The organism is Brevundimonas sp. UBA2416, from assembly GCF_002343105.1.
Classification (GTDB): Bacteria; Pseudomonadota; Alphaproteobacteria; order Caulobacterales; family Caulobacteraceae; genus Brevundimonas.
Genome location: NZ_DDRM01000046.1, coordinates 1 through 21,575 on the forward strand (window position 1 = coordinate 1; position 21,575 = coordinate 21,575).

The following is a 21,575-nucleotide window of genomic DNA, read 5'->3' on the forward strand; positions in this document are numbered from 1 at the left end:
GGGGGGGGGGGGGGACCGCGAAGCGGTGGAGGGGGTGGCTGCTCCGGGCGTGTTCCTGAAAGGGACCGCGCGACGGAAGCAGCCCCTCCACCATCCTTCGGATGGTCCCCCTCCCCCTGCGCTTCGCTTGGGGGAGGAATGGGCCGTTTCACGAAACTTGCATCATTCGGCCGGGCGCCCATGTCAGCCCGGTCAGCCGTCCGGTCGCCGCCCAGCAAGAGGCGCGGACCTTCGGCAAGGGTAAGAGGACGAACGCCGCATGGCGACGCGTGACTATTACGAGGTTCTGGGGGTCGAGCGGACCATCGACGCCGCCGGTCTGAAGGCCGCCTATCGCAAGCTGGCGATGCAGCACCACCCTGACCGCAACGGCGGGTGCGACGACTCCATGGCCCGGTTCAAGGAAATTTCCGAGGCCTATTCGGTCCTGTCGGACGACCAGAAGCGCGCCGCCTATGACCGGTTCGGCCACGCGGGCGTGGGCGGCGGACAGGGCGGGTTCGGAGGCCAGGGCCAGGGCTTCACCGACGTCAACGACATCTTCTCCCAGGTCTTCGGAGACGCCTTCGGCGATGTCTTCGGCGGCCGCGCCGGCGGCGGGGCGCGCCAGCATGGGCCGCGTCGCGGCTCGGACCTGCGATACGACCTCGAGATCACCCTGGAGCAGGCCTACAAGGGCTCCGACGTCGAGATCGCCGTACCCACGACCGCCGCCTGCGAGACCTGCGACGGCTCCGGCGCGAAGAAGGGCGCCAAGGCGACCACCTGCACCACCTGCCAGGGACAAGGCCGCGTGCGCTCGGCCAACGGCTTCTTCCAGGTCGAGCGGACCTGCCCTCACTGCGGTGGTCAGGGCTCCCGTCTGGCGGCCGCCGACGCCTGCACCGCCTGCGCCGGCCACGGCCAGGTGCGCAAGAACCGCAAACTGCAGCTCAAGGTCCCGGCCGGGGTCGACGACGGCTCGCGCATCCGCCTGTCGGGCGAGGGCGACGCCGGCACGCGCGGCGGTCCGCGCGGCGACCTCTATGTCTTCATCTCGGTCACGCCCCACGAACTGTTCGAGCGCGACAATCTCGACCTGCTGGTCACCGTGCCCGTGCCCATGACCACGGCGGCCCTGGGCGGCGAGATCGACGCGCCCTGCCTGACCTCCGAAGCCTGCGACGGCCGTTGCCGGGCGCCCGTCAGCGTCCCCGCCGGGGCCCAGACCGGCAAGACCGTCCGCATCAAGGGCAAGGGCATGCCGCATCTGAACGGCAAGAACCGCGGCGATCTGGTGGTCGAACTGTTCGTCGAGACGCCGACGGACCTGACCGCCCACCAGAAGGAGCTGCTTCAGGAGCTGGCCGCCTCGCTCGGCGAGAGCCAGACGCCGCGCAACTCGTCCTTCGCCGGCAAGGCCAAACGCTTCTGGGCCGACATCCTCGGATCCGAAGCGCCGCAGTAGTCGTCGGCCAAGGATGACGGCGCTACCGAATAGCGCCAGAATGTCCGCGAACTGACAGGGGTCTGAGTTGAGCGCCATCTTCCACGCCGGCATTTCCGGCGCGCGCGGCCGGATGGGCCGGGCCGTCTCGACCGTTCTGGACGCCCGCGAGGACGTCGTCGTCGCCGCCCGCTTCGACCGCGGCGAGACGCCCGACCTGTCGCTGTGCGACGTGATCATCGACTTCTCGACCCCGGACGCCTCGGTCGAACTGGCCCGGACCTGCGCCGAACGCGGCGGGCCGGCCCTCGTCATTGGCTCGACGGGTCTGACGCCGGAGCAGGAAACCGACATCCACAAGGCGGCGGAGAAGATCGCCATCGTGCGCAGCGGAAACTTCTCGCTCGGCGTCAACATATTGATCGGGCTGGTGGAACACGCGGCCCAGCGGCTCGACGCGGCCGACTGGGACATCGAGGTGCTCGAGACCCATCACCGCCGGAAGGTCGACGCGCCGTCAGGTACAGCCCTGATGCTGGGCGAAGCCGCCGCCAACGGTCGCGACGTCGATCTGGCCGACGTCCGGACCGCCCCCTGGGACGGCATCACCGGCGAGCGGGAAGCGGGCAAGATCGGCTTCGCCTCCCTGCGCGCGGGGGGCGTCATCGGCGAGCACACCGTGCTGTTCGCCTCCGAGGACGAGACCCTGACCCTCAGCCACTCCGCCATCGACCGGTCCCTGTTCGCCCGCGGCGCCGTCGCCGCCGCCGCCTGGGTCCGCAGCCGCAAGCCCGGCCTCTACGACATGCAGGATGTGCTGGGGTTCCGGCAGGCCTGACGGCCTGCCGAAAGTCAGTGCGCGTGTCTGTGGCGGCCGTGACCGCGACCGACGAACAGCGACTTGATGAAGAACATCACCGCGATCACGACGGCGAAGCCCAGAAACAGCGCCAGAACGGTCATCCAGAAGCTCATCGTCAGCAGCGCCGGCATCACGAAGGCGCCGCCATCGAGCATGGGCCGCACAAGACCCACCAGAATGAAGACGAAGGCCGACCCCAGGGCCGTGGCCCACAGCCGGCTCCAGGCGGGCATCATCAGGGTCGCGATCACGGCGATGACCAGACCGGTGACCTGGTTGATGGTGTCGAACCCGCCCTGGGCGAGGCCGAAGATGCCGGTGAGAAACGCGCCGATCGAATCTAGCATTACGCCAACCTCCTGAGTGCGGCCCAAGCTTGGCCGGTCACAGGGTTAACGCCGGTCGGCGAGAATGGCTCCGCTTAACGTCCCGTCGAGCCGAAACCGCCCGCCCCGCGCGCGGTTTCGTCGAGAGCCGCGACCTCGACCATGGCCGCCTGTTCGTGCCGGGCGATGACCATCTGTGCGATGCGTTCCCCGCGGCGGACCACGAAGGGCTCCTGTCCATGGTTGATCAGGATGACCCCGACTTCGCCGCGGTAGTCGCTGTCGATGGTCCCGGGCGAGTTCAGGCAGGTCAGGCCGTGTTTCAGCGCCAGACCCGAGCGCGGCCGCACCTGGGCTTCGAAACCGGGCTCCAGCGCGATCTTCAGCCCCGTCGGAACCAGCGCCCGCGCGCCGGGCGCCAGCGTCAGCGGCGCGTCCTCGGCGACCGCCGCACGCAGATCCATCCCGGCCGAGCCGCCGGTTTCATAGGCCGGAAGGGGCAGGCCTTCGGCATGGGGCAGGCGTTCGGCGCGGACGGTGGTCATGCGGACAGGCTCTCAGGCTTTGAAATGGTCGGCGATTTTCGCGGCGAGCTTCCTCGCCACCTCGGCTTTGGACTGGCGCGGCCAGGTCTCGGCCGAGCCGTCGCGGGTGAACAGGGTGACCGTATTGCCGTCCGCGCCGAAGACGTCGTCGGACACGTCGTTGCCGACGATCCAGTCGCAGCCCTTGCGCGACAGCTTGCTGCGGGCGTTGGCTTCGAGGTCGGTCGTCTCCGCGGCGAAGCCGACGACCAGTTTCGGCCGCTTCTTTCCGGGCGCGGAAATGCCGGCGAGGATGTCGGGGTTCTCGATCAGGGACAGCGACGGCGGGCCGCCGGGCGCCTTCTTGATCTTGCCCGAGGCGACGCCGTCGACGCGCCAGTCGGCCACCGCGGCGCTCATCACAGCGATCTCGGCCGGCAGGGCCGCCGCCACCGCCGCCAGCATCTCGCGCGCGGTTTCGACCCACACCCGTTCGACGCCGACCGGGGCGGCCAGGGCCACGGGTCCCGACACCAGCGTCACCTGCGCGCCCAACCGGGCGAGGGCCTCGGCGATGGCGTAGCCCTGTTTGCCGCTGGAGCGGTTGGTCAGGCCGCGCACCGGGTCGATCGGCTCGAAGGTCGGTCCGGCGGTGACCACGGCCCTGCGTCCAGCCAGCGGCCGACCATTGGGGCCCGCAAGCAGGCCCTCGATCGCCGACAGGATCGCCGCCGGCTCGGCCATTCGGCCCGGCCCGAACTCCCCGCAGGCCATTTCGCCGTCGTCCGGCCCGACCACCGCCATGCCGTGGAAGCCGTCGAAGCCCTTCAGCAGCTCGACATTGGCCTGCACCGCCGGGTGCAGCCACATCCGCACATTCATCGCCGGGGCCAGCAGCACCCGTTTGTCGGTAGCGAGCAGGGTGGTCGAGGCCAGGTCGTCGGCCATGCCGTTGGCCGCCTTGGCGATCAGCCCCGCGGTCGCAGGCGCCACGACCACCAGATCAGCCCAGCGCGACAGCTCGATATGGCCCATGGCCGTCTCGTCCTCGGGCATGAACAGGTTCTGGCGCACGGGCTGGCCGGTCAGGGCGGCCAGGGACATCGGCGTCACGAACTCGGCGCCCGCCGCGGTCAGTACGCTCATGACCTCGGCGCCGGCCTTCTTCAGCAGGCGAACGAGCTCCAGCGCCTTGTAGGCGGCAATGCCGCCGCCGACGATCAGCAGGATCTTGCGTCCGGACAGCGAGGGCGTGGTCATGCCGCTGATCTAGCGATGCGGCCGGGCGGCGTCGAGAAGAACCCGAGCCGATATGGAACATTGCAAGAACACATGACCTGTGGTTATCTCCACCTTGGCGGGTTTCAACCATGGGAGGGATTCGTGTTCGCCAACAAGGGTTTTGCTGGGATGGCCGCGGGCTTGCTGGGCCTCGGACTGGGACTGGCCGGATGCGGCAACGGCGGGTCGGCCGTCGAGACGCGCGATCGGGCGGCGGAGGGAGCGGAGGCGGCCCCGGCCGCCTCGACCGGCACCGCGGCGGTGGCCGGCGAGGGCGCTTCGGAAACGATCCGGCCGGCGCTGACCGCCAATCGACGCGAAACCGTCGATGCCAAGATCACCCGGCTTTTCGAGCGCAACGGGGCCGATTTCGGCGCGGCGACGCCCCAGGACTATCTGGCCAGGGTTCAGGCCTTCACCGCGCGCCCGCCCGCGGGGACGGACCGGGTCGAGCGGCCCAATGGTGATGTGCTGCTGTATCAGGCCTCGACCAACACCTTTGCGGTGGTGTCGCGGGACGGCGTGCCCAAGACGATGTTCAAGCCACGCGACGGCGCGGCCTACTGGGCCGAGCAGAAGGACGCCGCGCCGACTTTCGGCCGGCGGCGCGCGGGATCGTCGGAGGAATAAGGGGACCGGGCCGGACGGGAGATCAGTCCTCGTCCGTCTCCTTGCGGTCAGCCATGTCCCGGATCAACTCCAGGGCCAGCTTCTGCTGCCGGGTAGACAGCTGGGGCGCCAGACGGCTGATTTCGATGGTGTAGCGCGTGGCCGGAAAGTCGTGCTCGAAAGAGCCGCTACCTTCGGCCATGCCCGCGATCTGGGCGCCGGTCAGGCCTTCGAAGAAATAGCCGATATCGACCTTGAAGAAGCGCGCGATGTCCCAGAGCTTGGACGCCGAGACGCGGTTGGCGCCCTTCTCGTATTTCTGGATCTGCTGGAAGGTCAGGCCGAGCGCGCGCCCGAGATCGCTTTGATTATAACCGAGCGCGAGACGCTTTTCGCAAACGCGCCGCCCCACATGCCGGTCCACGGGATGAGGACCATCCTCGCCCTTGCCTCTCGCCATCGTCCGTTCGTCCTTCGGTTGCTTACCGCCAAGTCTGAATGCGCTTGCGATTGGTCCCTGTCACCAAAAAATGCAAAAACGGCGGCGCCCCGCCCAGCAGGGGTTGCGTAACCGGTTCTAGCTCTCTCGCATGGCGTGAATCAGGCCGATTCCGGAGGAAATCAGGTGGTGATTCGGCGACCGAACACCCTGTCCCAAGGCGCGGCGATCCCCAGCCCCGCAAGCACCGCCAGCCAGAACAGCAGGTCGCCGAACCGTCCGTAGATCGTCGGCGCCGTCGGCCGGGGCAGGCGGGCGTCGATGACGCCGCTCTCGCCCGGCTCCAGTCGCTGGTCGCCGATCACCCGACCCCAGGGATCGATCATGGCCGAGACACCGGTCGGCGTGGATCGCACCACCGGCAACCCGGTCTCGATGGCGCGATAGCTGGCCAGATTCAGATGCTGGAGCGGACCGGAGCTGCGGCCGAACCAGGCGTCGTTGGAGATGTTGACGATCCACTCCGGGCGGCCGGCCCCGCCGGGCGTGAAACCCGGATAGAGGCTCTCGTAGCAGATCAGGGGCTGGGCCCGCGGCGCGCCGGGAATGTCGATGGGCGCGGGGCGGGGGCCGGGACTGAAATCGGTGGGCATGTGCGTCAGGCTGCGCACCCCGAGGGCCCCCAGCAGGCCGCCTGCCGGCAGGTATTCGCCGAACGGCACCAGCCGGTACTTGTCATAGACCGCGCTGATGTTCAGCCCGTCGCCGCCCTGGTCCGTCAGGACAAAGAGGCTGTTGAAATAGCGCGCGCCTTCCGGCGCCGAGGGGTCGGGAAGACCACGGCCCAGACCGACGATCAGGCTCTGCCCCGGCTGTACCGCACGGGCGATGGCGACAGCCTCGGGCGAGCCGGGCGCGAACACCTGATTGGCCGAGGCCGGCAGCGCTCCCTCGGGCCAGATGATCAGGTCGGGGACCAAGGCCCCGGGTCGGGCCGTCAGATTGACATAGCGATCGACGATGCCGCGATAGGCCTCGGGGGTCCATTTGGACTCCTGGTCGACGTCGGCCTGGACGATGCGCACCACGGTGTCGGTCAGGGCCAGCTCCGCCCGCGACAGCCGCACCGCGCCACCGATCAGCAGCCCCGCAAGGACCAATCCTCCGAGCACGGCCGCGCCGATGCGGGCCTTGCGCGGACCGGCGCCCAACAGAGGCCCGAACGCAGCCGCCGCCGCCACGGTGACGAAGCTGAGCCCGTAGACGCCCGCCACCGCCGCGAACTGGGACGCCGCCGACCCGGCCCTCCAGCTGGCCCCGGCGGGATTCCAGGGGAAACCGGTCAGGACATGGCCGCGCAGCCATTCCAGCAGGCAGAACAGGGCGGCGAAGAACAGCGCCCGCTTGACCCCGCCGGGCAGGAAGCGGCGGTACAGGGCCGTGGCCGTCCCCCAGAACAGGCCCAGACCGATGGGCAGGAGCGAAGCTGCGAAGGGCGCCATCCAGGCCTGGGCCGGATTGACCAGAAAGGCCTCGGCCACCCACCAGCAGCTGATGAAGAAATAGGCGAAGCCCGCCAGCCAGCCCATCCAGAAGCCGCCGCGCACCGAGGTCGCCCGCTCGGCGAGGAACATCAGCAGCGCATAGCCCAGCAGGCCCGGCAGGACGCCGAACGGCGGATGCGCCAGCGCCGCCGCAGCCCCGGCCGCCAGCGCCAGACCGATGCGGCCGAAACGCAGGATCAGCCGCGCGCGCGGGCCGTCGTCGTCAAGCGTCGCCGTGAGGAGGTTCATGGGGCCTGTATGGGTCCGCGACGCCAAGGCTGGCAAGCAGGGTTCGTTCCTCGCCCTCCATCGCCTCGGCCTCGGCCTCATCGACATGGTCCCGACCCAGAAGGTGGAGCACGCCGTGGACCGTCAGATGCGTCAGATGGTCGGCCAGGGTCTTGCCCTGCGCCGCCGCCTCGCGCGCGCACACGCCGAAGGCCAGCATCAAGTCGCCGAGATGCGGCGCGGCGCTTTCGGCGGCCGGGAAGGACAGGACATTGGTCGGCTGGTCGCGGTCGCGGAAACGGGCGTTGATGTCCCGCACCGCCGCGTCGTCGGTCAGCAGGACGACAACATCGCCTTCAACTCCGGCCAGCGCCGCCGTCGCCGCCCGTTCGACCAGGGCGACGGCGTCCGGCAGGGCGGCGGTCCAGGCTTCATCCTCGACCTCGACCTCGATCACGAGTCGGGATCCTCAAGGTCGGCGGCGGGCCGGCGGCTGGCCGCGTCGGCGTCATAGGCGCGCACGATCCGCTCGACCATGGCATGGCGGACCACGTCCTGGGCCTCGAACCGCTGCACCCCGACCCCCTTCACATCCTCGAGAATGCGCAGGGCGTGTTTCAGGCCCGAGTCACGCGGGTTCAGCAGATCGACCTGCGACGGGTCGCCGGTCACCACCATCCGCGCGCCCTCGCCCAGCCGCGTCAGAACCATCTTCATCTGCAGCCGCGAGGTGTTCTGCGCCTCGTCGACGATGATGAAGGCGTGGGCCAGGGTCCGGCCGCGCATGAAGGCGATCGGCGCGGCCTCGATCTCGCCCTTGTCGCGCCGGCGGCGGACATCGTCGGGACCGAGGATGTCGTTCAAGGCCTCCCAGATGGGGGCGAGGTAGGGATCGACCTTTTCGTTCAGGTCGCCCGGCAGGAAGCCCAGCTTCTCACCCGCCTCGACAGCGGGACGAGTGATGACCAGCCGGTCCACCTGCCCCCGCCGCAACAATGAGGCGCCGTAGGCTGCCGCAAGAAACGTCTTGCCGGTGCCCGCCGGGCCGACGCCGAAGGTCAATTCACACTGGCTGAGCAGCGACAGATAGTTGGCCTGGGCCGCCGTCTTGGGGGCGATGGCGCCGCGCCGTCCGACCGGCAGGGCGATGGCGTCAGGGGCCACACTCCCCTGCCCTGCCCGCGGCTGGGCCACAGCGGCGCCCAGGGCTGTGCGCACATCGGCCTCGGTGATCTCGGCGCCGGCGTCGGCGCGGTCCGCCAGGGTCTCGATGACCCGTTTGGCCTGGGCGCGGTCGCGCGCCGAGCCATTGATCGACACACCGCCGCCGGGCGTCTCGACCAGAACCTTGAACCGGTCCTCGATCAGGGCCAGGTGCCGGCTGTTGGGCCCGATGACGGCGCGAAGGGCGGTATCGCCCAGGGCCAGGAACTCACTCTCACGCGCCATGAACGGCCTTCTGCTTCACCAGCCGACCCTTCAGGGAATTCTGCTGGCCGTGTACGATCTCCACCGGAACGATCCGGCCGATCAGATGATCCGCGTCGTCGACATGGACCGATTGCAGCCAGGGCGAGCGGCCGATGGCCTGGGCGCCGTGACGGCCCTTCTTTTCGAACAGCACATCCATGGTCCGCCCGGCCATGGCGGCGTTGAAGGCCGTCTGCTGCTCCCACAACAGGGTCTGGAGCGCGTGCAGACGGTCGCGCGCGACAGCGGCCGGAACCTGACCCGCCATGCCGGCCGCCGGCGTACCGGGACGCGGCGAATACATGAAGGAGAAGGCCGAGGCGTATTGAACGCGGCGCACCAGATCCATGGTCTGCTCGAAATCGGTTTCCGTCTCGCCGGGGAAGCCGACGATGAAATCCCCGGACAGGGCGATGTCAGGACGCGCCGACCGGACGCGGTCGATCAGGTCGAGATATTTCTGCCGCCCGTGCTTGCGGTTCATCGCCCGCAGTATGCGGTCCGAACCGGACTGCACGGGCAGGTGCAGCCAGGGCATCAGGGCCTCAAGCTCGCCATGGGCTGCGATCAGGTCGTCGCTCATGTCGTTGGGGTGGCTGGTCGTGTAGCGGATCCGGTCGATGCCGGGGATGTCGGCCAGCGCCCAGGCCAGCCGGGCCAGGGTCGAGGGCGCGCCGTCCGACCCCTCCCCGTCATAGGCGTTGACGTTCTGGCCCAGCAAGGTGACCTCGCGCACGCCCTTCTCAGCCAGCTCCCGGGCCTCGGCCAGCACCGCCGCGACCGGTCGCGACCATTCGGCCCCCCGGGTGTAGGGCACGACGCAGAAGGTGCAGAATTTGTCGCAACCCTCCTGCACCGTCAGGAAGGCGGTCGGGCCGTCGACCCCGCGCGTTCCGGGCAGGGCGTCGAATTTGTCGACCGGGGCGAAGTCGGCTCCGATCCGCTCGCCCCGCGCCCGCGCCGTGCGGGTCAGCAGCTCGGGCAGCTGATGATAGGCCTGCGGTCCGACCACCAGATCGACCGCAGGCTGCCGTCGCATGATCTCCTCGCCCTCGGCCTGGGCGACGCAGCCGGCCACGGCGATGGTCATGCCCCCCTGCCCCGCCGCCGACCGCGCGTCCTTCATCTCCCGCAGCTTGCCCAGTTCGGAATAGACCTTCTCGGCCGCCTTCTCGCGGATATGGCAGGTGTTGAGGATGACGAAGTCGGCGCCCTCGGCCGTATCGGTCGTGGCATAGCCGAGCGGGCGCAGCACATCGGCCATGCGCTCGCTGTCATAGACGTTCATCTGGCAGCCGTAGGTCTTGATGAACAGCCGCTTGGGCGCGGCCGGTCCGTCCTGCGGCGGGACGAGGGTTTCTGTCATGGACGGCGTGTTTAGCGCGCCGGGGTCGGACAGGCTACCGGAACCCGGGGCGCGGCTGCCGGATCAGATATCCAGCTTGTCCGGATCGACGCGGTGGGCGTGGCGGGTGAAGATCAGGCCCTCGCGCTTGGATGGCTCCGCGCCGGCGATGGCCTTGCCGTAGAGCTCCAGCTTGTGACCGATCAGTTCGAAGCCCAGCCGTTCGGCGATTTCGGTCTTCAGACGTTCGATCTCGGCGTCGAAGAATTCGATGACTTCGCCGGTGCGGGTGTCGATCAGGTGGTCGTGGTGGTCATCGCCAGCCTCTTCATACCGGCTGCGGCCGTCGCCGAAATCGTGCTTCTCGACCACGCCGGCCTCCTCGAACAGGCGGACGGTGCGATAGACGGTGGCGATCGAAATGTGCGGATCGATGGCCGAGGCGCGTCGGTACAGTTCCTCGACGTCCGGGTGGTCGTCGGCGCTGGAAAGCACGCGGGCGATCACCCGCCGCTGCTCGGTCATGCGCATGCCGCGGTCGGCGCAGAGTCTCTCGATCCGGTCCATGGCCGACAGGATAGGCGGGCCGTCCGCGCTAGGGAAGCGCCGCCGGCAAGTTGAGAGCCAGTATCAGCGCGTCCTGCCGGTCGCCGCCGGGCCGGGCGTAGTAGCCGGGCCGCCGCCCCGCCTCTGCGAAGCCCGCGCGAGCGTAGAGGGCCAGGGCGGCGGCGTTGTCATCGGCCACCTCGAGAAACAGTCGTACAGCGCCACGCGCCGCCGCCGCTCTCGCGCCTTCGCTGACCAGCCGGGCGCCGAGGCCCTGACGTCGCGCCGACGGACAAACCGCAAGCGTCAGGATTTCCGCCTCATCAGCGACCGCGCGCAGTAGAATGAAGCCGTCGGGTTCCTCGATGACGAAGACCCCTGCCTGACCCAGCAGGGCCTCAAACGCCGCGGCGTCCCAGGGCGCGGCGAAGGCGGCCGCGTGGCGTTCGGCCAGACGCACAGCCGCGGCGGCGGCGGTCACGGGGCCCGGACCGGGCCGCGGGCCTGGCCCGGCAGGCGGGTGGGCGGCGTCGCATCGGGGGCGCGCAGATACAGCGGACGGGCCAGGGCGGAAGCCGGATCGGCCAGCGCCGCCAGCCGCGCGAGGGCTTCGGGCGCCGGGCCCTCCAGGGTCAGGACGGTCCTTCCCGCTGCGACATCGGTGAACAGGGCCGCGCCGGAGCCGACCAGCACGGCGTCTCTCCCCAGGCTCGGGATTCGGGCCGCCGCCGCGTCGATCGAGAGGGCTTCCGCCGGCCCGTCCGGCGCAGCGCCGCGCCAGAACCGGGCATAGACCTGGCCGCGCCGGGCATCGATCAGGGCTGCGACCGTCGCCCCCTCGCCCGCCGAAGCCGCAAGGGCGTCCAGGGCCGAGACGCCGACCACCGGCCGGTCCAGCGCCGCGGCCAGCCCCTGGGCGAAGGCCAGACCGACACGCAGGCCCGTGAACGAGCCCGGGCCGACCGTCACGCCGATGCGATCGAGGTCGGCGAACGCCAGGCCCGCCTGCGCCGCCGCCTCGCGGGCGTATCCGGCGATGCGTTCGGAGTGGCCCTTCACCATCGGCTCGGACCGCAGGCCGAGCCGGCGCACGCCCGCGCCATCCACCTCGAACACGCCGGCGGTGCACAGGCCCAGGGCCGTATCGACGACCATCAATTTCATGCCGCGGCCCCCGTACCCGGCGCGGTCAGTCGCCTCGCGCCAGCGCCCGCACGATGCGCGCCACCGCCCGCCGGACGTCGCGATCCTCGATCAACGGAAAACCAGAGGCCACCGACCGACCGTCGACGGTGGCCGTGAGAAAGCGCAGCGTCTCCCACCCCTCGTCCGCCGCGCCGCGGGCCGTCTCGACCGGCGGGAAGAAGGTCTCCACCGAGGTCCCCAGAACCGTCGCCGCCCGGTGCAGGCGCGAGGCGGAGATACGGTTCTGGCCGGTCTCGTATTTCTGCACCTGCTGGAAACTGATCCCCAGCTGCTGGGCGAGGGCGCTCTGGGACAGGCCGAGCGCCGAGCGCCGCAGCCCGATCCGCGCCCCCACATAGGCGTCGATCTCGTCCCGTCCGCCGATCCTCGCCATGGTCGTCCGCCGCCTCCCTCTCAGGAGAAGACTGTTTCATGGAAACGAAAACGTTGCAATCAATTCGTTTCATCAGAGTTCCAGCCGGGCTGTGACGGCGGAGACGACCCGGGTGTCTGACCGGGCGATCCGCTCATGCGCTGTCAGGCCCCCGGAACCCCCCCGCACGGTCAGCGCCCCGGCGTCGGCGCCCTCATAAATCCGGACCCGGACCTCGCCGTCCGCCATCTCGATCACACAGCCCTGATCGCGCCGGGGCCAGCGGCCGGGTTCGTACTCCACAACCACACCCGAGGCGGCCCAGGGCGCGAGATCGTCATTGGACAACTGCAGCCGACGCGGGGCGGCCCTCGTGGGGATTTTGGGCGCATGGACAAAGGCGCGCCCCTCGCTGGCCATGCCGGGGGCCGCCGGTCCCTGATGGAACAGCAGATCCTCCGGCGTGGCGTCGAGGGCGGCGGTCAGGCGGCGCTGGACATCCGGACGATACAGGCCGGAGCGCTTGCCGGTCTCATACAGGCCCCACCCCTGGCTGGTCATGCCCGCACGACGACCGGCCTCTGCCTGGGAAAGGGCGCGGTCGCGGCGCAGGGCCGCGAGGGCTTCGCCGAGACGCCGCGCGTCGTTGTCGCTCTGGAACCGGGGCATGGAGTGATGATGGCGCAGTCGCCGTCCGGAAGCGAGGACGGATTCGTTTCAGGGTGTTGGGGTGTCAACGCTCGTCACGCGCCGAGGCATACTGGTGCATCACAACGCCTTGTGCAGAACGGCGTCGGGCTGGCGCTTCAGATCACCTGCTCAACCGAGGTCACTTCGGGGATGTAGTGTTTCATCATCTGCTCGACCCCCGCCTTCAAGGTGGCGGAGGACGAGGGGCAGCCGGCGCAGGCGCCGCGCATCCGCAGGGTCAGGACGCCCGTCTCCTCGTTGAAGGCGTCGAACAGGATGTCGCCGCCGTCCTGGGCCACGGCGGGGCGCACACGGCTGTCCAGCAGCTGTTTGATCTCGATCACGATCTCGGAGTCCTCGCCGGTAGCGGCATTGTCGGACGTCGTCCCGTCGCGCATCAGCGGCGCGCCCGAAACGAAGTGATCCATGATCACCGCGAGGATGGGCGCCTTCATCTGCGGCCAGTCGGGACCGTCGGGGCGACGCGTGACCGAAATATAGTCGTAGCCGAAGAAGATTCCGGTCACGCCCTCGAGCTCGAACAGAGCCTCGGCGAGCGGGGATGCCGCGGCCTCATCCCGGTTCACGAAGTCACGCGGATCGGATGACACATCCCGCCCGGGCAGGAATTTCAGCGCGTTGGGATTCGGGGTCGGTTCGGTCTGGATGAACATGGCGGGTAAGTGCGCTCGCAGAGCGGTGGGTTCAAGACCTGAGGAGTGGCTAGTGGCTAGTGGCTGGCGACAGCAGCGTCAGGGCTCGAAAGCAGGTCACCCGGCCCGACCGGCCAACCACTAGTCGCTGGTCACGAGCCGCTTTCTTCACGCCAGATCCTCGATGTCCATCTCAGTCAACTCGCCCGGCACGATGGTCACCGGCAGTTTGCGCCCGGTGAAGGACGCGCCCTGTTTGACCACGGCAGAGACCAGCGGTCCCGGCCCGCGCCCGCCGCTGCTCGCCGCGAGCACGAGGATCTTGATCTCGGCATCCTCGCCGACGACCTTGCGGATGGCGTCCTGGGGCTCGCCGCGTTCGATCAGCAACACCGGCGTCGCGCCGGACCGCTCCGCCGCCTCTCCCGCCCATTTGTTCAGCGACGTTTCGGCCTCGACCCGCGTCTGGCGCTCGATCTCCTCACGCACCCCGGCCCAGTGGGCGTCAGACGCCGCAGCGGGGATGACGCGCAAAAGAGCCACGCGGCCGCCGGTCGACCGGGCCCGCCGCGCGGCATACCGCAGCGCCGTCTCAAACTCCGGACTGTCGTCGACGACCACCAGAAACTTGCGCGGCATCAGCCTCTCCCTCAGCCGGGTACGCTAGCAGAACCCGGTCGCAAGCGCGAAGCGGCGGCCCTGCAGGACCACTCAGCCCGCTGACGAAGCGATCTCACGGATGACGCTGTTGGCGATGGTCAGCTTGGCGAAGGTCCAGCCGGAACCTGAGGCCACGATCTCATCGATCGAGGCGCGCAGACCCTCCACAATGCTCTGGCGCGGCCCAATCCAGGCATCGACGGCCGCTTCGGCGGCGGCCTCGTCTGAACCGGCGGAGACCGTCGATTCCGCGGCCACGGCCCGGGTCAGGGTCATCTGCTCGACCATCAGGTCCTCGATCAGGCGACGCACGGCCAGCCGGTCGAAATGATCGACGGAGGGCACGGCCCCGGCGCCGGCCCGCAGCCGATCAAAATCGAAGGCGGCGCCGACCTGGTGATACAGGGTGGCCATGACCGGCTCCGGCCAGCCCGCCTGACGCGCCAGGTCGCCGATGTCGGCCGTCGCCACCAGAGGCCGCAGAAGGGCGACATTGCGGGCCATGGCCTCGGGGGCGCCAAGGCCGACGAAGGTCTGGACGCGCCCCTCGAGACGGCCCTGTTCGAACCGGGACAGGACAGAGCCGCCGACCGCGCGCAGGGCGTCCGCCGCCGGCTGATAGGCGGCGATGAGGGCCTCAACGGTGGAACCGGGTCGAACCGCGCGGCGCGCCAGCCAGAAGGTCTGGCGACGCAGGACCATCGATATCTCCTGATACAGGGCGGTCTGGGCCTCGGCAGGAATCTTCAGGTCGAGGGCGGAGACTTCGTCCCATGCCTGGTCGAGCCGAAAGATCTGGCGCGCCGCCTCGAAGGCGAGAACCATGGCGGCCGTATCGCAGCGGGCCGACTGGCGCAGGCGCTCCGGGAAGGTCGGGCCGCACATGTTGACGATCTCGTTCGACAGGATTGTCGAAACGATCTCGCGGCGCAGGCGGTGGCGCTGCATGTCGGCCTCGAACTTCGCCAGCGGGGCCGGGAAGTAGCGGACGAGCGTCTGTTTGAAAAATGGATCGTCCGGCGCCGTCGAGCTGACAATGTCGTCGAACAGTTCCAGCTTGGAATAGGCCGTCAGCACGGCCAGCTCGGGCCGGGTCAGGGCCTGACCGGCCAGCTTGCGCTCGGCCAGCTTCACATCGTCGGGCAGGCCCTCGACCTTGCGGTCCAGCTTGCCCTTGGCGCCCAGCCACAGCATGAATTGTTGCTGGGAATCGAGGGCGCCGGCGCCGTCGTCCTCCTGCAGCGACACCGCCAGGGTCTGATCGTAGTTGTGGGCCAGGACCTTCAGGCCGACCTCGTCGGTCATGGACGCCAGAAGGGCGTTGCGATCGCCGGTCTTCAGGGCGCCCGAGGCGATGGCGGCTCCGATCAAGATCTTGATGTTGACCTCATGGTCGGAGCTGTCGACTCCGGCCGAATTGTCGATGGCGTCGGTATTGATCCGGCCGCCGCTCATCGCAAAGGCGATGCGTCCGGCCTGGGTCAGGCCCAGGTTGGCGCCTTCGCCGATCACCTTGGCGCGCAGCTCGCCGCCGTCGACCCGGATGGCGTCATTGGCCTTGTCACCGACCTGGGCGTCGGTCTCGTGCGGCGCCTTCACATAGGTGCCGATGCCGCCGAAATAGAGCAGCTCGGCCGGGGCCAGCAGAATGGCCTTCATCAGGGTCGCCGGATCGACGACGTCTTCCTGGATGTCGAGCACGGCCTTGATTTCAGGACTCAGCTCGATCGACTTGGCCGAGCGCGGGAAGACGCCGCCGCCCTTTGAAATCTTCGACTTGTCGTAGTCCTGCCAGGACGAGCGCGGCAGTTTGAACATCCGGTCGCGCTCGACCCAGCTGGAGGCCGGGTCGGGGTTGGGGTCGATGAAGATGTCGCGGTGGTCGAAGGCGGCGACCAGTTTGATCGCCTTCGACAGCAGCATGCCGTTGCCGAACACATCGCCCGACATATCGCCGACGCCGACCACGGTGAAGGGCTCGGACTGGATGTCCTTGCCCATCTCGCGGAAGTGGCGCTTGACCGCCTCCCAGGCGCCGCGGGCGGTGATGCCCATGACCTTGTGGTCGTAGCCGACCGATCCGCCACTGGCGAAGGCGTCGTCCAGCCAGAAGCCGTAGTCGGCCGAAATGCCGTTGGCGATGTCCGAGAAGGTCGCCGTGCCCTTGTCGGCGGCCACGACCAGATAGGGGTCGTCGCCCTCGAACCGGACCACGTTCTGCGGATGGGTGACGGCGCCGGACTTGTCGATGTTGTCGGTGATGTCGAGCAGGCCCGACAGGAAGGTCCTGTAGGCGCGGATGGCCTCGGCCTGCTGGGCGTCGCGGTCGCCCCCGGCGCGGACGATGGCCGCCAGATGTTTGGGGAAGAAGCCGCCCTTGGAGCCGACGGGCACGATGACGGCGTTCTTGACCTGCTGGGCCTTCACCAGCCCCAGAACCTCGGTGCGGAAGTCGTCGCGGCGGTCGGACCAGCGCAGGCCGCCCCGCGCAACCGGGCCGAAGCGCAGGTGGACGCCTTCGATATGCGGAGCCCAGACGAAAATCTCGCGGAACGGCTTGGGCAGGGGCAGGTCGGCCAGTTCTCGCGAGGCGATCTTGATCGAGATGTGCGCCTTGTGCGCCCCGTCGGCGGTGGTCTGATAGTAGTTGGTGCGTTTGATCGCCTGCACCAGCAGGACCATCCGTCGCAGCGCGCGATCGTGGTCGAGGCTCTTCACCTCCTGCAGCAGGTCATTGATCTTCGCGACCAGCTTGCCAACCGCCGCCTCGCGGCTGGCCGCGTCGCCGCCCGCAGCCGGGTCGAATTTCGCGGCGAACAGGGCCAGGAGCCCGCGCGCGACCGCCGGATAATCCCGCAGTGCCTCTTCCTGCACCGCCTGGCTGGGGTCGAGGCCGGTCTGCTGGCGATAGCGGGCGAGGGTCCGCACCAGCGCCGCCTCGCGCCAGTGGACGCCCAGCTCCAGCACCAGCCGGTTGAAGCCGTCGCTTTCGGTCCGACCGGTCCATACCGCCGAGAAGGCCGCTTCGAACGGGCCCTTCACATCGGCGAACTGAATATCGCCCCCACGCGGATCCTCCATGAGGAACTCATGGACATGGATTTCGGGCTCGCCGGTCGGGCGCAGGGCATGGCCCCATTCCTCAAGCGTCTTCAGACCCATGTCGGCGAGGATCGGCAGCACGTCGGACAGCGGCACCGCCGCGCCGCGGCGATAGAGTTTGAAGCGGAAATTGAGCGACCCCTCGCCCTCGACACGGAAGGCCCGCACCGCAACCGGCTCGCCGCCGTCGTTCAGCCCGCTGTCGTTCAGCGCGTCGACGGCCTGCAAATCGAGCACCGCTTCGGTGGCGTCATAGCGGTCGCGATAGCCGGCGCCGAAGGCTTCGGCCCATTTGGCGCTCAGTGGCCCGACGGCGACATCATCGACATCGGCCCGGCGCAGGGCGCTCTCGAAGCGGTCGACCCAGCTGCGCCCGGCCTCGGTGATCTCGGCGTCGAGCGCGGCCTGATCCGGGCACGGATGATCACCCGGGGTCACGCCGATGATGTAGTGGATGCGGACCAGCGGCTGGTCCGACAGCTGCGGGTACCAGGCCGAAAGACGTCCCCCCCAGGCCTTGGCAAGGATATTGCCGATCCGCTCCCGAACAGAGGCGTCGAACCGCTCGCGCGGGATGAAGGCCAGCACCGAGACGAAACGGTCGAACGGGTCCTGACGGGTAAAGGTCTTTATCCGCGGACGGTCATGCAGATGCAGAATGCCGAGCGCGATCCCAAGCAGCTCGTTCTCGTCGATCTGAAAGAGTTCGTCGCGGGGATAGTTCTCAAGAATGTTCCTGAGCCGCTTTTCGCTGTGGCTGCCGGCCACCTTGCCCGCGCGGGTCAGGGCATTGGCGACCTTGCGGCGGACCAGAGGCACCTGGGTCGCGGTCTTGTCATAGGCCTCCGCCGTGAACAGGCCGACGAACCGGGTCTCGCCTGAGGGACGCCCATCGGTTCCGAACCGCTTGACCCCGATATAGTCCATGTAGGCCCGGCGATGGACGCGGGACCGGACGTTGGCCTTGGCCACGGTCACCGGCTCGGACAGGTCCAGCTGTCGCTTCATCGACTTCGTCAGCACCGCCGGTTCGTTGGCGCGGCGCAGGACGGTGCGTTCCGGATCGGCCAGCACGCCCAGACCGACGCCCGACTGGGACAGGGGCGCCTCGGCCTCGTAGCCGCCGTCCTTGCTGCGCGGATAATCGTAGTCTCGCGCGCCGAGGAAGACGAAATGATCCGCCTGGAGCCATTGCAGGAAGGCCAGGTTCTCGGCCAGCACATCGGGAGCGACGCCGTGCGGGTGCGCCTCCAGATGGGTGATCGAGCGATGCATCAGGGCCGCCATGCCGGCGTGGCCGTTGACCGCGCTGGCCACGTCGTTGAGCGTCTGGACCAGACCTTCGCCCAGGGCGTCGCGTCGCTCCTGCGGCAGGGGGTCCATAACCACGATGATGATGGACTCGCGCCCGCCCTCCTCGTCCGTGACCGGGTGGTACATCGACCGGACGGTCACGCCGGCGTCCGCCAGTTCGCCCATCACGCTGTCGACGAGGAACGGCCGGTCGTCCTGGATGACGAAGAGCACGTCGTAACCCAGCGGCGACCCGTCCGCGCCATGCAGCGGCGACAGGGTGATCCGCGCCGGTTCGCCATGCGCACGGCCCTCGGCCGCCCGCCACGCGAGGGCGAGAAGGTTGGCCATGTCGTGCCCGCCCAGCTCGGGCGTCTCGTCGGCCGCATAGTCTTCCCAGGCCTGGCGCAGGAAATCCCGGGCAGGGCCGCCCGGCGCGCCGGGCGACAGCTGGTCGAAGTGGGCCTCCAACGCCTCCAGGGTGATTGCCTGAGGGTGGGCGGGGGCCGTTTCGCCGGACATGGGCAGGTCTCTTGTGGACGCGACCTCTCAAACGGGTCGCCGGAGATGGGAGTCAGACTAGGCCGCTTCGCCACTTCGGCAAGGGGTCCGTCCGACGGGCGCTGACTAGGCCGTCCCGCGTGCGACGGGAACCCCCAAACGACAACGCCGGCCCCGTTTCCGGGGCCGGCGTCGCGCCGGTCTTCAATCAACCGGATCGCCGGGTCAGAAGCGGACGTTCATGCCGATCTTGAACGCATGGAGCTCCATGCGGTCATTGGCGCGCATCATGTCCGTGCCGACCGTGTTGGGCGGCAGGATGAAGGGGTTGGTCGCGGGCGCGGTTCCCTGTCCGACGCGGATGACATGGTCGTCCGGCTGCAGGTTGGTGAACAGATACTCGCCGGTCAGCGACAGGTTGGGGGCCAGACGCCATTCGACGCCGGCGCCGAGCTGGTAGCCGTCGGCCTCATCCTCGTTGACGATTTCGGTGAAGCTGTTGGCGCCGTTGGTGGTACGGAAACTGTTCTCGAGCTTGGCCATGGCGCCGCCGCCGGTGACGTAGATCAGGGCCGGACCGGTGGCGAAGCCGGCGCGCAGGCGCAGGGCGGCCATCGTTTCCAGCTCGCGGGTGAAGACATAGGCTGCCGGGGTCGTGCTGAATCCGGTGACGGAATCCTCGAGATCGGCGGCGCTCAGCTCACCGACGACGCCGACCACGAAAGAGCCGAACTGCATATCGTAGCCGAGACGCACAGAGGCCTCGACGCCGGTCGGGTCGATATCGCAGCCATTGGCGAAGGCCTGGCCCAGGGCGCTGCCCGAGCAGGAGCCGGGGCTGAAAGCGTCGTTGGTGGTGCCGTTCAAAACCACCGTGTCGTCGAAGTCGCCGTCGAAATCGCGGTCGAAGATCAGGTCTTCGCCGGCGACCTCATTGTTCTCCGTCACGCCGCCGTAGACGCCGATATAGGGTCCGCTCCAGTCGGGAGCAGACTGGGCCAGGGCGGGGGAGGCCACGCCGGCCAGGAGCAGCGTCAGGGACGCGGCGGAAATAGTCTTCATCATCAGGGAGGTATCCTTCGAGCTGGCGCGGAACACCCGCGGTTCGCCCTTCCACCGCCGCTAACGCAGGCGATGCGTCGCCTGTTCCCGCCGGAACCGTCGGCAGCGGCCTTGAACCCGGCCTGTGGCGCCGAAACCGCGACCTCTGTTCCGGAAAAGACAAGGCCGCCGAACTTGCGTTCGGCGGCCTGCTTGGGACCGGCGCCCAGGAGGGGGAGGGTTGGCGCCGATCTGTCTGCCGCAGCCTGGGGGGAGGGGAGGGGCCGCGGCGACAGGTGTGAAATAGGCGCCGGTTGTGGCCAATCAAGGGCAGGGAATGCGGCTCAGCCGCCCGTGGACTGCGGCGGGTTGACGCGGCCCCGCCTCGCCTTCGGCGGCGGGCTGTCGTCCTCGTCGGCATAGGGTTCGCCGTCCCCGGACAGGAGGATCGCCATCCAGCGCGAGCCCTTGAACTCGGCCAGCACCGCCATGGCCATGACCGCCAGCGGCGTCGACAGGAACATGCCGACGACGCCCCACAGGTGGCCCCAGAGCGCCAGCGACAGAAGCACCACCACCGGATCAATATTCTGATTGTCGCCCTGCATGCGCGGCTGGAGGAAATTGCCGCTGATGAAGAGGATGGCCTGGAGCCCGATCAGAAGGATCAGGGCCGGCCAGTAGCTTTCGAACTGCACCAGGGCCGCCAACGGCGGGGCCAGACCGGCGACCGCCCCGCCCAGGACCGGGATGAAGCCGACCACGAAGATGACGAAGGTCCAGAACTCGGCGTTCTGAAGACCGACGGCCCGCATCAGCACCCAGGCGACGGCGCAGATCAGCACGCCGGTCACGGCCTGGACCCAGAGATAGCCCTCGACGCCGCCGCGCACCCTCTGGAAAACCCCCATGGCCTCGGAGCGCGACCCCCGGTCCGGGAACATGCCGACCAGCTTGCGACGGAAGCCGCTCTGCGAGGCCATCAGGAAGCCGAGATAGATCATGACAAAAATGGCGCCTGTGACCGCGCCCTGCGCCTGCATCGCGACGGTGGCGAAATAGGTGGACACATCGATCCGGCCGATGAGCTCGCTGGCGGTCGGGGCCCCGGGCATGTCGAACAACCGGTAGGTGTCGGCGAGAATCTGGTCGAGCCGCGGCCCCAGCAGCACCGTATCTTCCGAGGCCTGGGTGAAGAATCCGCGCGCGCCCTGGACGATGATGGCGATCGAGGCGAGGAAGCCGAGGATCACCACGATGAGGGCGGACAGTCCGGCCCAGCGCTCCGGGACGGGCGTCCGGTGCTCGATCCAGCGCTTAAGCCCGTCGATCATGATCAGCAGGAAGATCGCCATGGCCAACGGCGTCAGGATGTCACGCAGCCAGTAAACGGCCGCCCCCGCGGCTATGGTCGCGATCAGCACCACGGCATTGCGCGAGACGGTGGACGTCGGGACGATCAGGGGCGGTTTCATCG

Annotated in this window: 21 protein-coding genes; 3 read left to right on the forward strand and 18 right to left on the reverse strand. The window is 68.9% G+C overall.

Features of this window, described 5'->3' with window-relative positions; translation table 11 throughout:
* Positions 1-259: 259 nt before the first annotated feature.
* Together dnaJ and dapB are read left to right on the forward strand one after the other, a co-directional pair.
* A complete protein-coding gene (gene dnaJ / locus B3E43_RS15035) occupies positions 260-1,447 on the forward strand; it encodes a molecular chaperone DnaJ (protein WP_292030940.1) in 1,188 nt (395 codons plus the stop codon).
* A gap of 67 nt (positions 1,448-1,514) precedes the next feature.
* Complete coding sequence (dapB, locus tag B3E43_RS15040) at positions 1,515-2,264, forward strand: 4-hydroxy-tetrahydrodipicolinate reductase (RefSeq protein ID WP_292030942.1); 750 nt, start codon at positions 1,515-1,517, stop codon at positions 2,262-2,264.
* Between the two features lie 14 nt (positions 2,265-2,278).
* Here the strand turns inward: dapB and B3E43_RS15045 are convergent, their stop codons facing one another.
* The 3 genes from B3E43_RS15045 to coaBC all read right to left on the reverse strand — a co-directional run bounded on the left by B3E43_RS15045 (position 2,279) and on the right by coaBC (position 4,398).
* Entirely contained in the window at positions 2,279-2,635 is a 357-nt protein-coding gene (locus tag B3E43_RS15045; RefSeq protein WP_292030944.1) for a hypothetical protein, read from the reverse strand.
* A 74-nt stretch (positions 2,636-2,709) separates the two neighbouring features.
* Positions 2,710-3,159: a dUTP diphosphatase gene (gene dut / locus B3E43_RS15050; RefSeq protein ID WP_292030946.1), complete on the reverse strand. Its 450-nt coding sequence runs from the start codon at positions 3,157-3,159 to the stop codon at positions 2,710-2,712.
* Positions 3,160-3,171: 12 nt separating this feature from the next.
* Complete coding sequence (gene coaBC / locus B3E43_RS15055; RefSeq protein WP_292030948.1) at positions 3,172-4,398, reverse strand: bifunctional phosphopantothenoylcysteine decarboxylase/phosphopantothenate--cysteine ligase CoaBC; 1,227 nt, start codon at positions 4,396-4,398, stop codon at positions 3,172-3,174.
* Positions 4,399-4,521: 123 nt separating this feature from the next.
* On the opposite strand from coaBC, the gene B3E43_RS15060 reads away from it, so the two are divergent.
* Positions 4,522-5,049, forward strand: a complete 528-nt coding sequence (locus B3E43_RS15060; RefSeq protein WP_292030950.1) for an S-type pyocin family protein — start codon at positions 4,522-4,524, stop codon at positions 5,047-5,049.
* A 22-nt stretch (positions 5,050-5,071) separates the two neighbouring features.
* Here the strand turns inward: B3E43_RS15060 and B3E43_RS15065 are convergent, their stop codons facing one another.
* The 15 genes from B3E43_RS15065 to B3E43_RS15135 form a co-directional block, all read right to left on the reverse strand.
* Positions 5,072-5,488: a helix-turn-helix domain-containing protein gene (locus B3E43_RS15065; RefSeq protein WP_292030952.1), complete on the reverse strand. Its 417-nt coding sequence runs from the start codon at positions 5,486-5,488 to the stop codon at positions 5,072-5,074.
* 161 nt (positions 5,489-5,649) lie between these two features.
* Positions 5,650-7,260 (reverse strand): apolipoprotein N-acyltransferase, encoded by a 1,611-nt coding sequence (lnt, locus tag B3E43_RS15070; RefSeq protein WP_292030954.1) that lies wholly within the window; start codon positions 7,258-7,260, stop codon positions 5,650-5,652.
* Complete coding sequence (gene ybeY, locus B3E43_RS15075; RefSeq protein WP_292030957.1) at positions 7,235-7,696, reverse strand: rRNA maturation RNase YbeY; 462 nt, start codon at positions 7,694-7,696, stop codon at positions 7,235-7,237. The genes lnt and ybeY overlap by 26 nt, the downstream gene beginning before the upstream one ends.
* Positions 7,693-8,688, reverse strand: coding sequence for a PhoH family protein (locus B3E43_RS15080; protein WP_292030959.1), 996 nt, complete (start codon positions 8,686-8,688; stop codon positions 7,693-7,695). Before B3E43_RS15080 ends, ybeY begins: the two co-directional genes overlap by 4 nt.
* Positions 8,678-10,075: a tRNA (N6-isopentenyl adenosine(37)-C2)-methylthiotransferase MiaB gene (gene miaB, locus B3E43_RS15085; RefSeq protein ID WP_292030961.1), complete on the reverse strand. Its 1,398-nt coding sequence runs from the start codon at positions 10,073-10,075 to the stop codon at positions 8,678-8,680. The genes B3E43_RS15080 and miaB overlap by 11 nt, the downstream gene beginning before the upstream one ends.
* 63 nt (positions 10,076-10,138) lie before the next feature.
* Positions 10,139-10,621: a Fur family transcriptional regulator gene (locus B3E43_RS15090; protein WP_292030963.1), complete on the reverse strand. Its 483-nt coding sequence runs from the start codon at positions 10,619-10,621 to the stop codon at positions 10,139-10,141.
* Between the two features lie 28 nt (positions 10,622-10,649).
* Positions 10,650-11,081, reverse strand: coding sequence for a GNAT family N-acetyltransferase (locus tag B3E43_RS15095; protein ID WP_292030965.1), 432 nt, complete (start codon positions 11,079-11,081; stop codon positions 10,650-10,652).
* Entirely contained in the window at positions 11,078-11,764 is a 687-nt protein-coding gene (gene tsaB / locus B3E43_RS15100; RefSeq protein ID WP_292030967.1) for a tRNA (adenosine(37)-N6)-threonylcarbamoyltransferase complex dimerization subunit type 1 TsaB, read from the reverse strand. The genes B3E43_RS15095 and tsaB overlap by 4 nt, the downstream gene beginning before the upstream one ends.
* A gap of 25 nt (positions 11,765-11,789) precedes the next feature.
* On the reverse strand, positions 11,790-12,179 hold the full coding sequence (locus tag B3E43_RS15105) for a helix-turn-helix domain-containing protein (RefSeq protein ID WP_292030969.1): 390 nt from the start codon (positions 12,177-12,179) through the stop codon (positions 11,790-11,792).
* A 72-nt stretch (positions 12,180-12,251) separates the two neighbouring features.
* Entirely contained in the window at positions 12,252-12,827 is a 576-nt protein-coding gene (locus tag B3E43_RS15110) for a helix-turn-helix domain-containing protein (RefSeq protein WP_292030970.1), read from the reverse strand.
* 137 nt (positions 12,828-12,964) lie between these two features.
* Positions 12,965-13,522, reverse strand: a complete 558-nt coding sequence (locus B3E43_RS15115; protein ID WP_292030972.1) for a NifU family protein — start codon at positions 13,520-13,522, stop codon at positions 12,965-12,967.
* Between the two features lie 147 nt (positions 13,523-13,669).
* Complete coding sequence (locus B3E43_RS15120; protein ID WP_292030974.1) at positions 13,670-14,140, reverse strand: universal stress protein; 471 nt, start codon at positions 14,138-14,140, stop codon at positions 13,670-13,672.
* A 72-nt stretch (positions 14,141-14,212) separates the two neighbouring features.
* Positions 14,213-19,078, reverse strand: coding sequence for an NAD-glutamate dehydrogenase (locus B3E43_RS15125; protein ID WP_292030976.1), 4,866 nt, complete (start codon positions 19,076-19,078; stop codon positions 14,213-14,215).
* A gap of 204 nt (positions 19,079-19,282) precedes the next feature.
* Positions 19,283-20,122, reverse strand: a complete 840-nt coding sequence (locus tag B3E43_RS15130; protein WP_292030978.1) for an outer membrane protein — start codon at positions 20,120-20,122, stop codon at positions 19,283-19,285.
* A 320-nt stretch (positions 20,123-20,442) separates the two neighbouring features.
* Positions 20,443-21,573, reverse strand: a complete 1,131-nt coding sequence (locus B3E43_RS15135; RefSeq protein ID WP_292030979.1) for an AI-2E family transporter — start codon at positions 21,571-21,573, stop codon at positions 20,443-20,445.
* Positions 21,574-21,575: the final 2 nt, after the last annotated feature.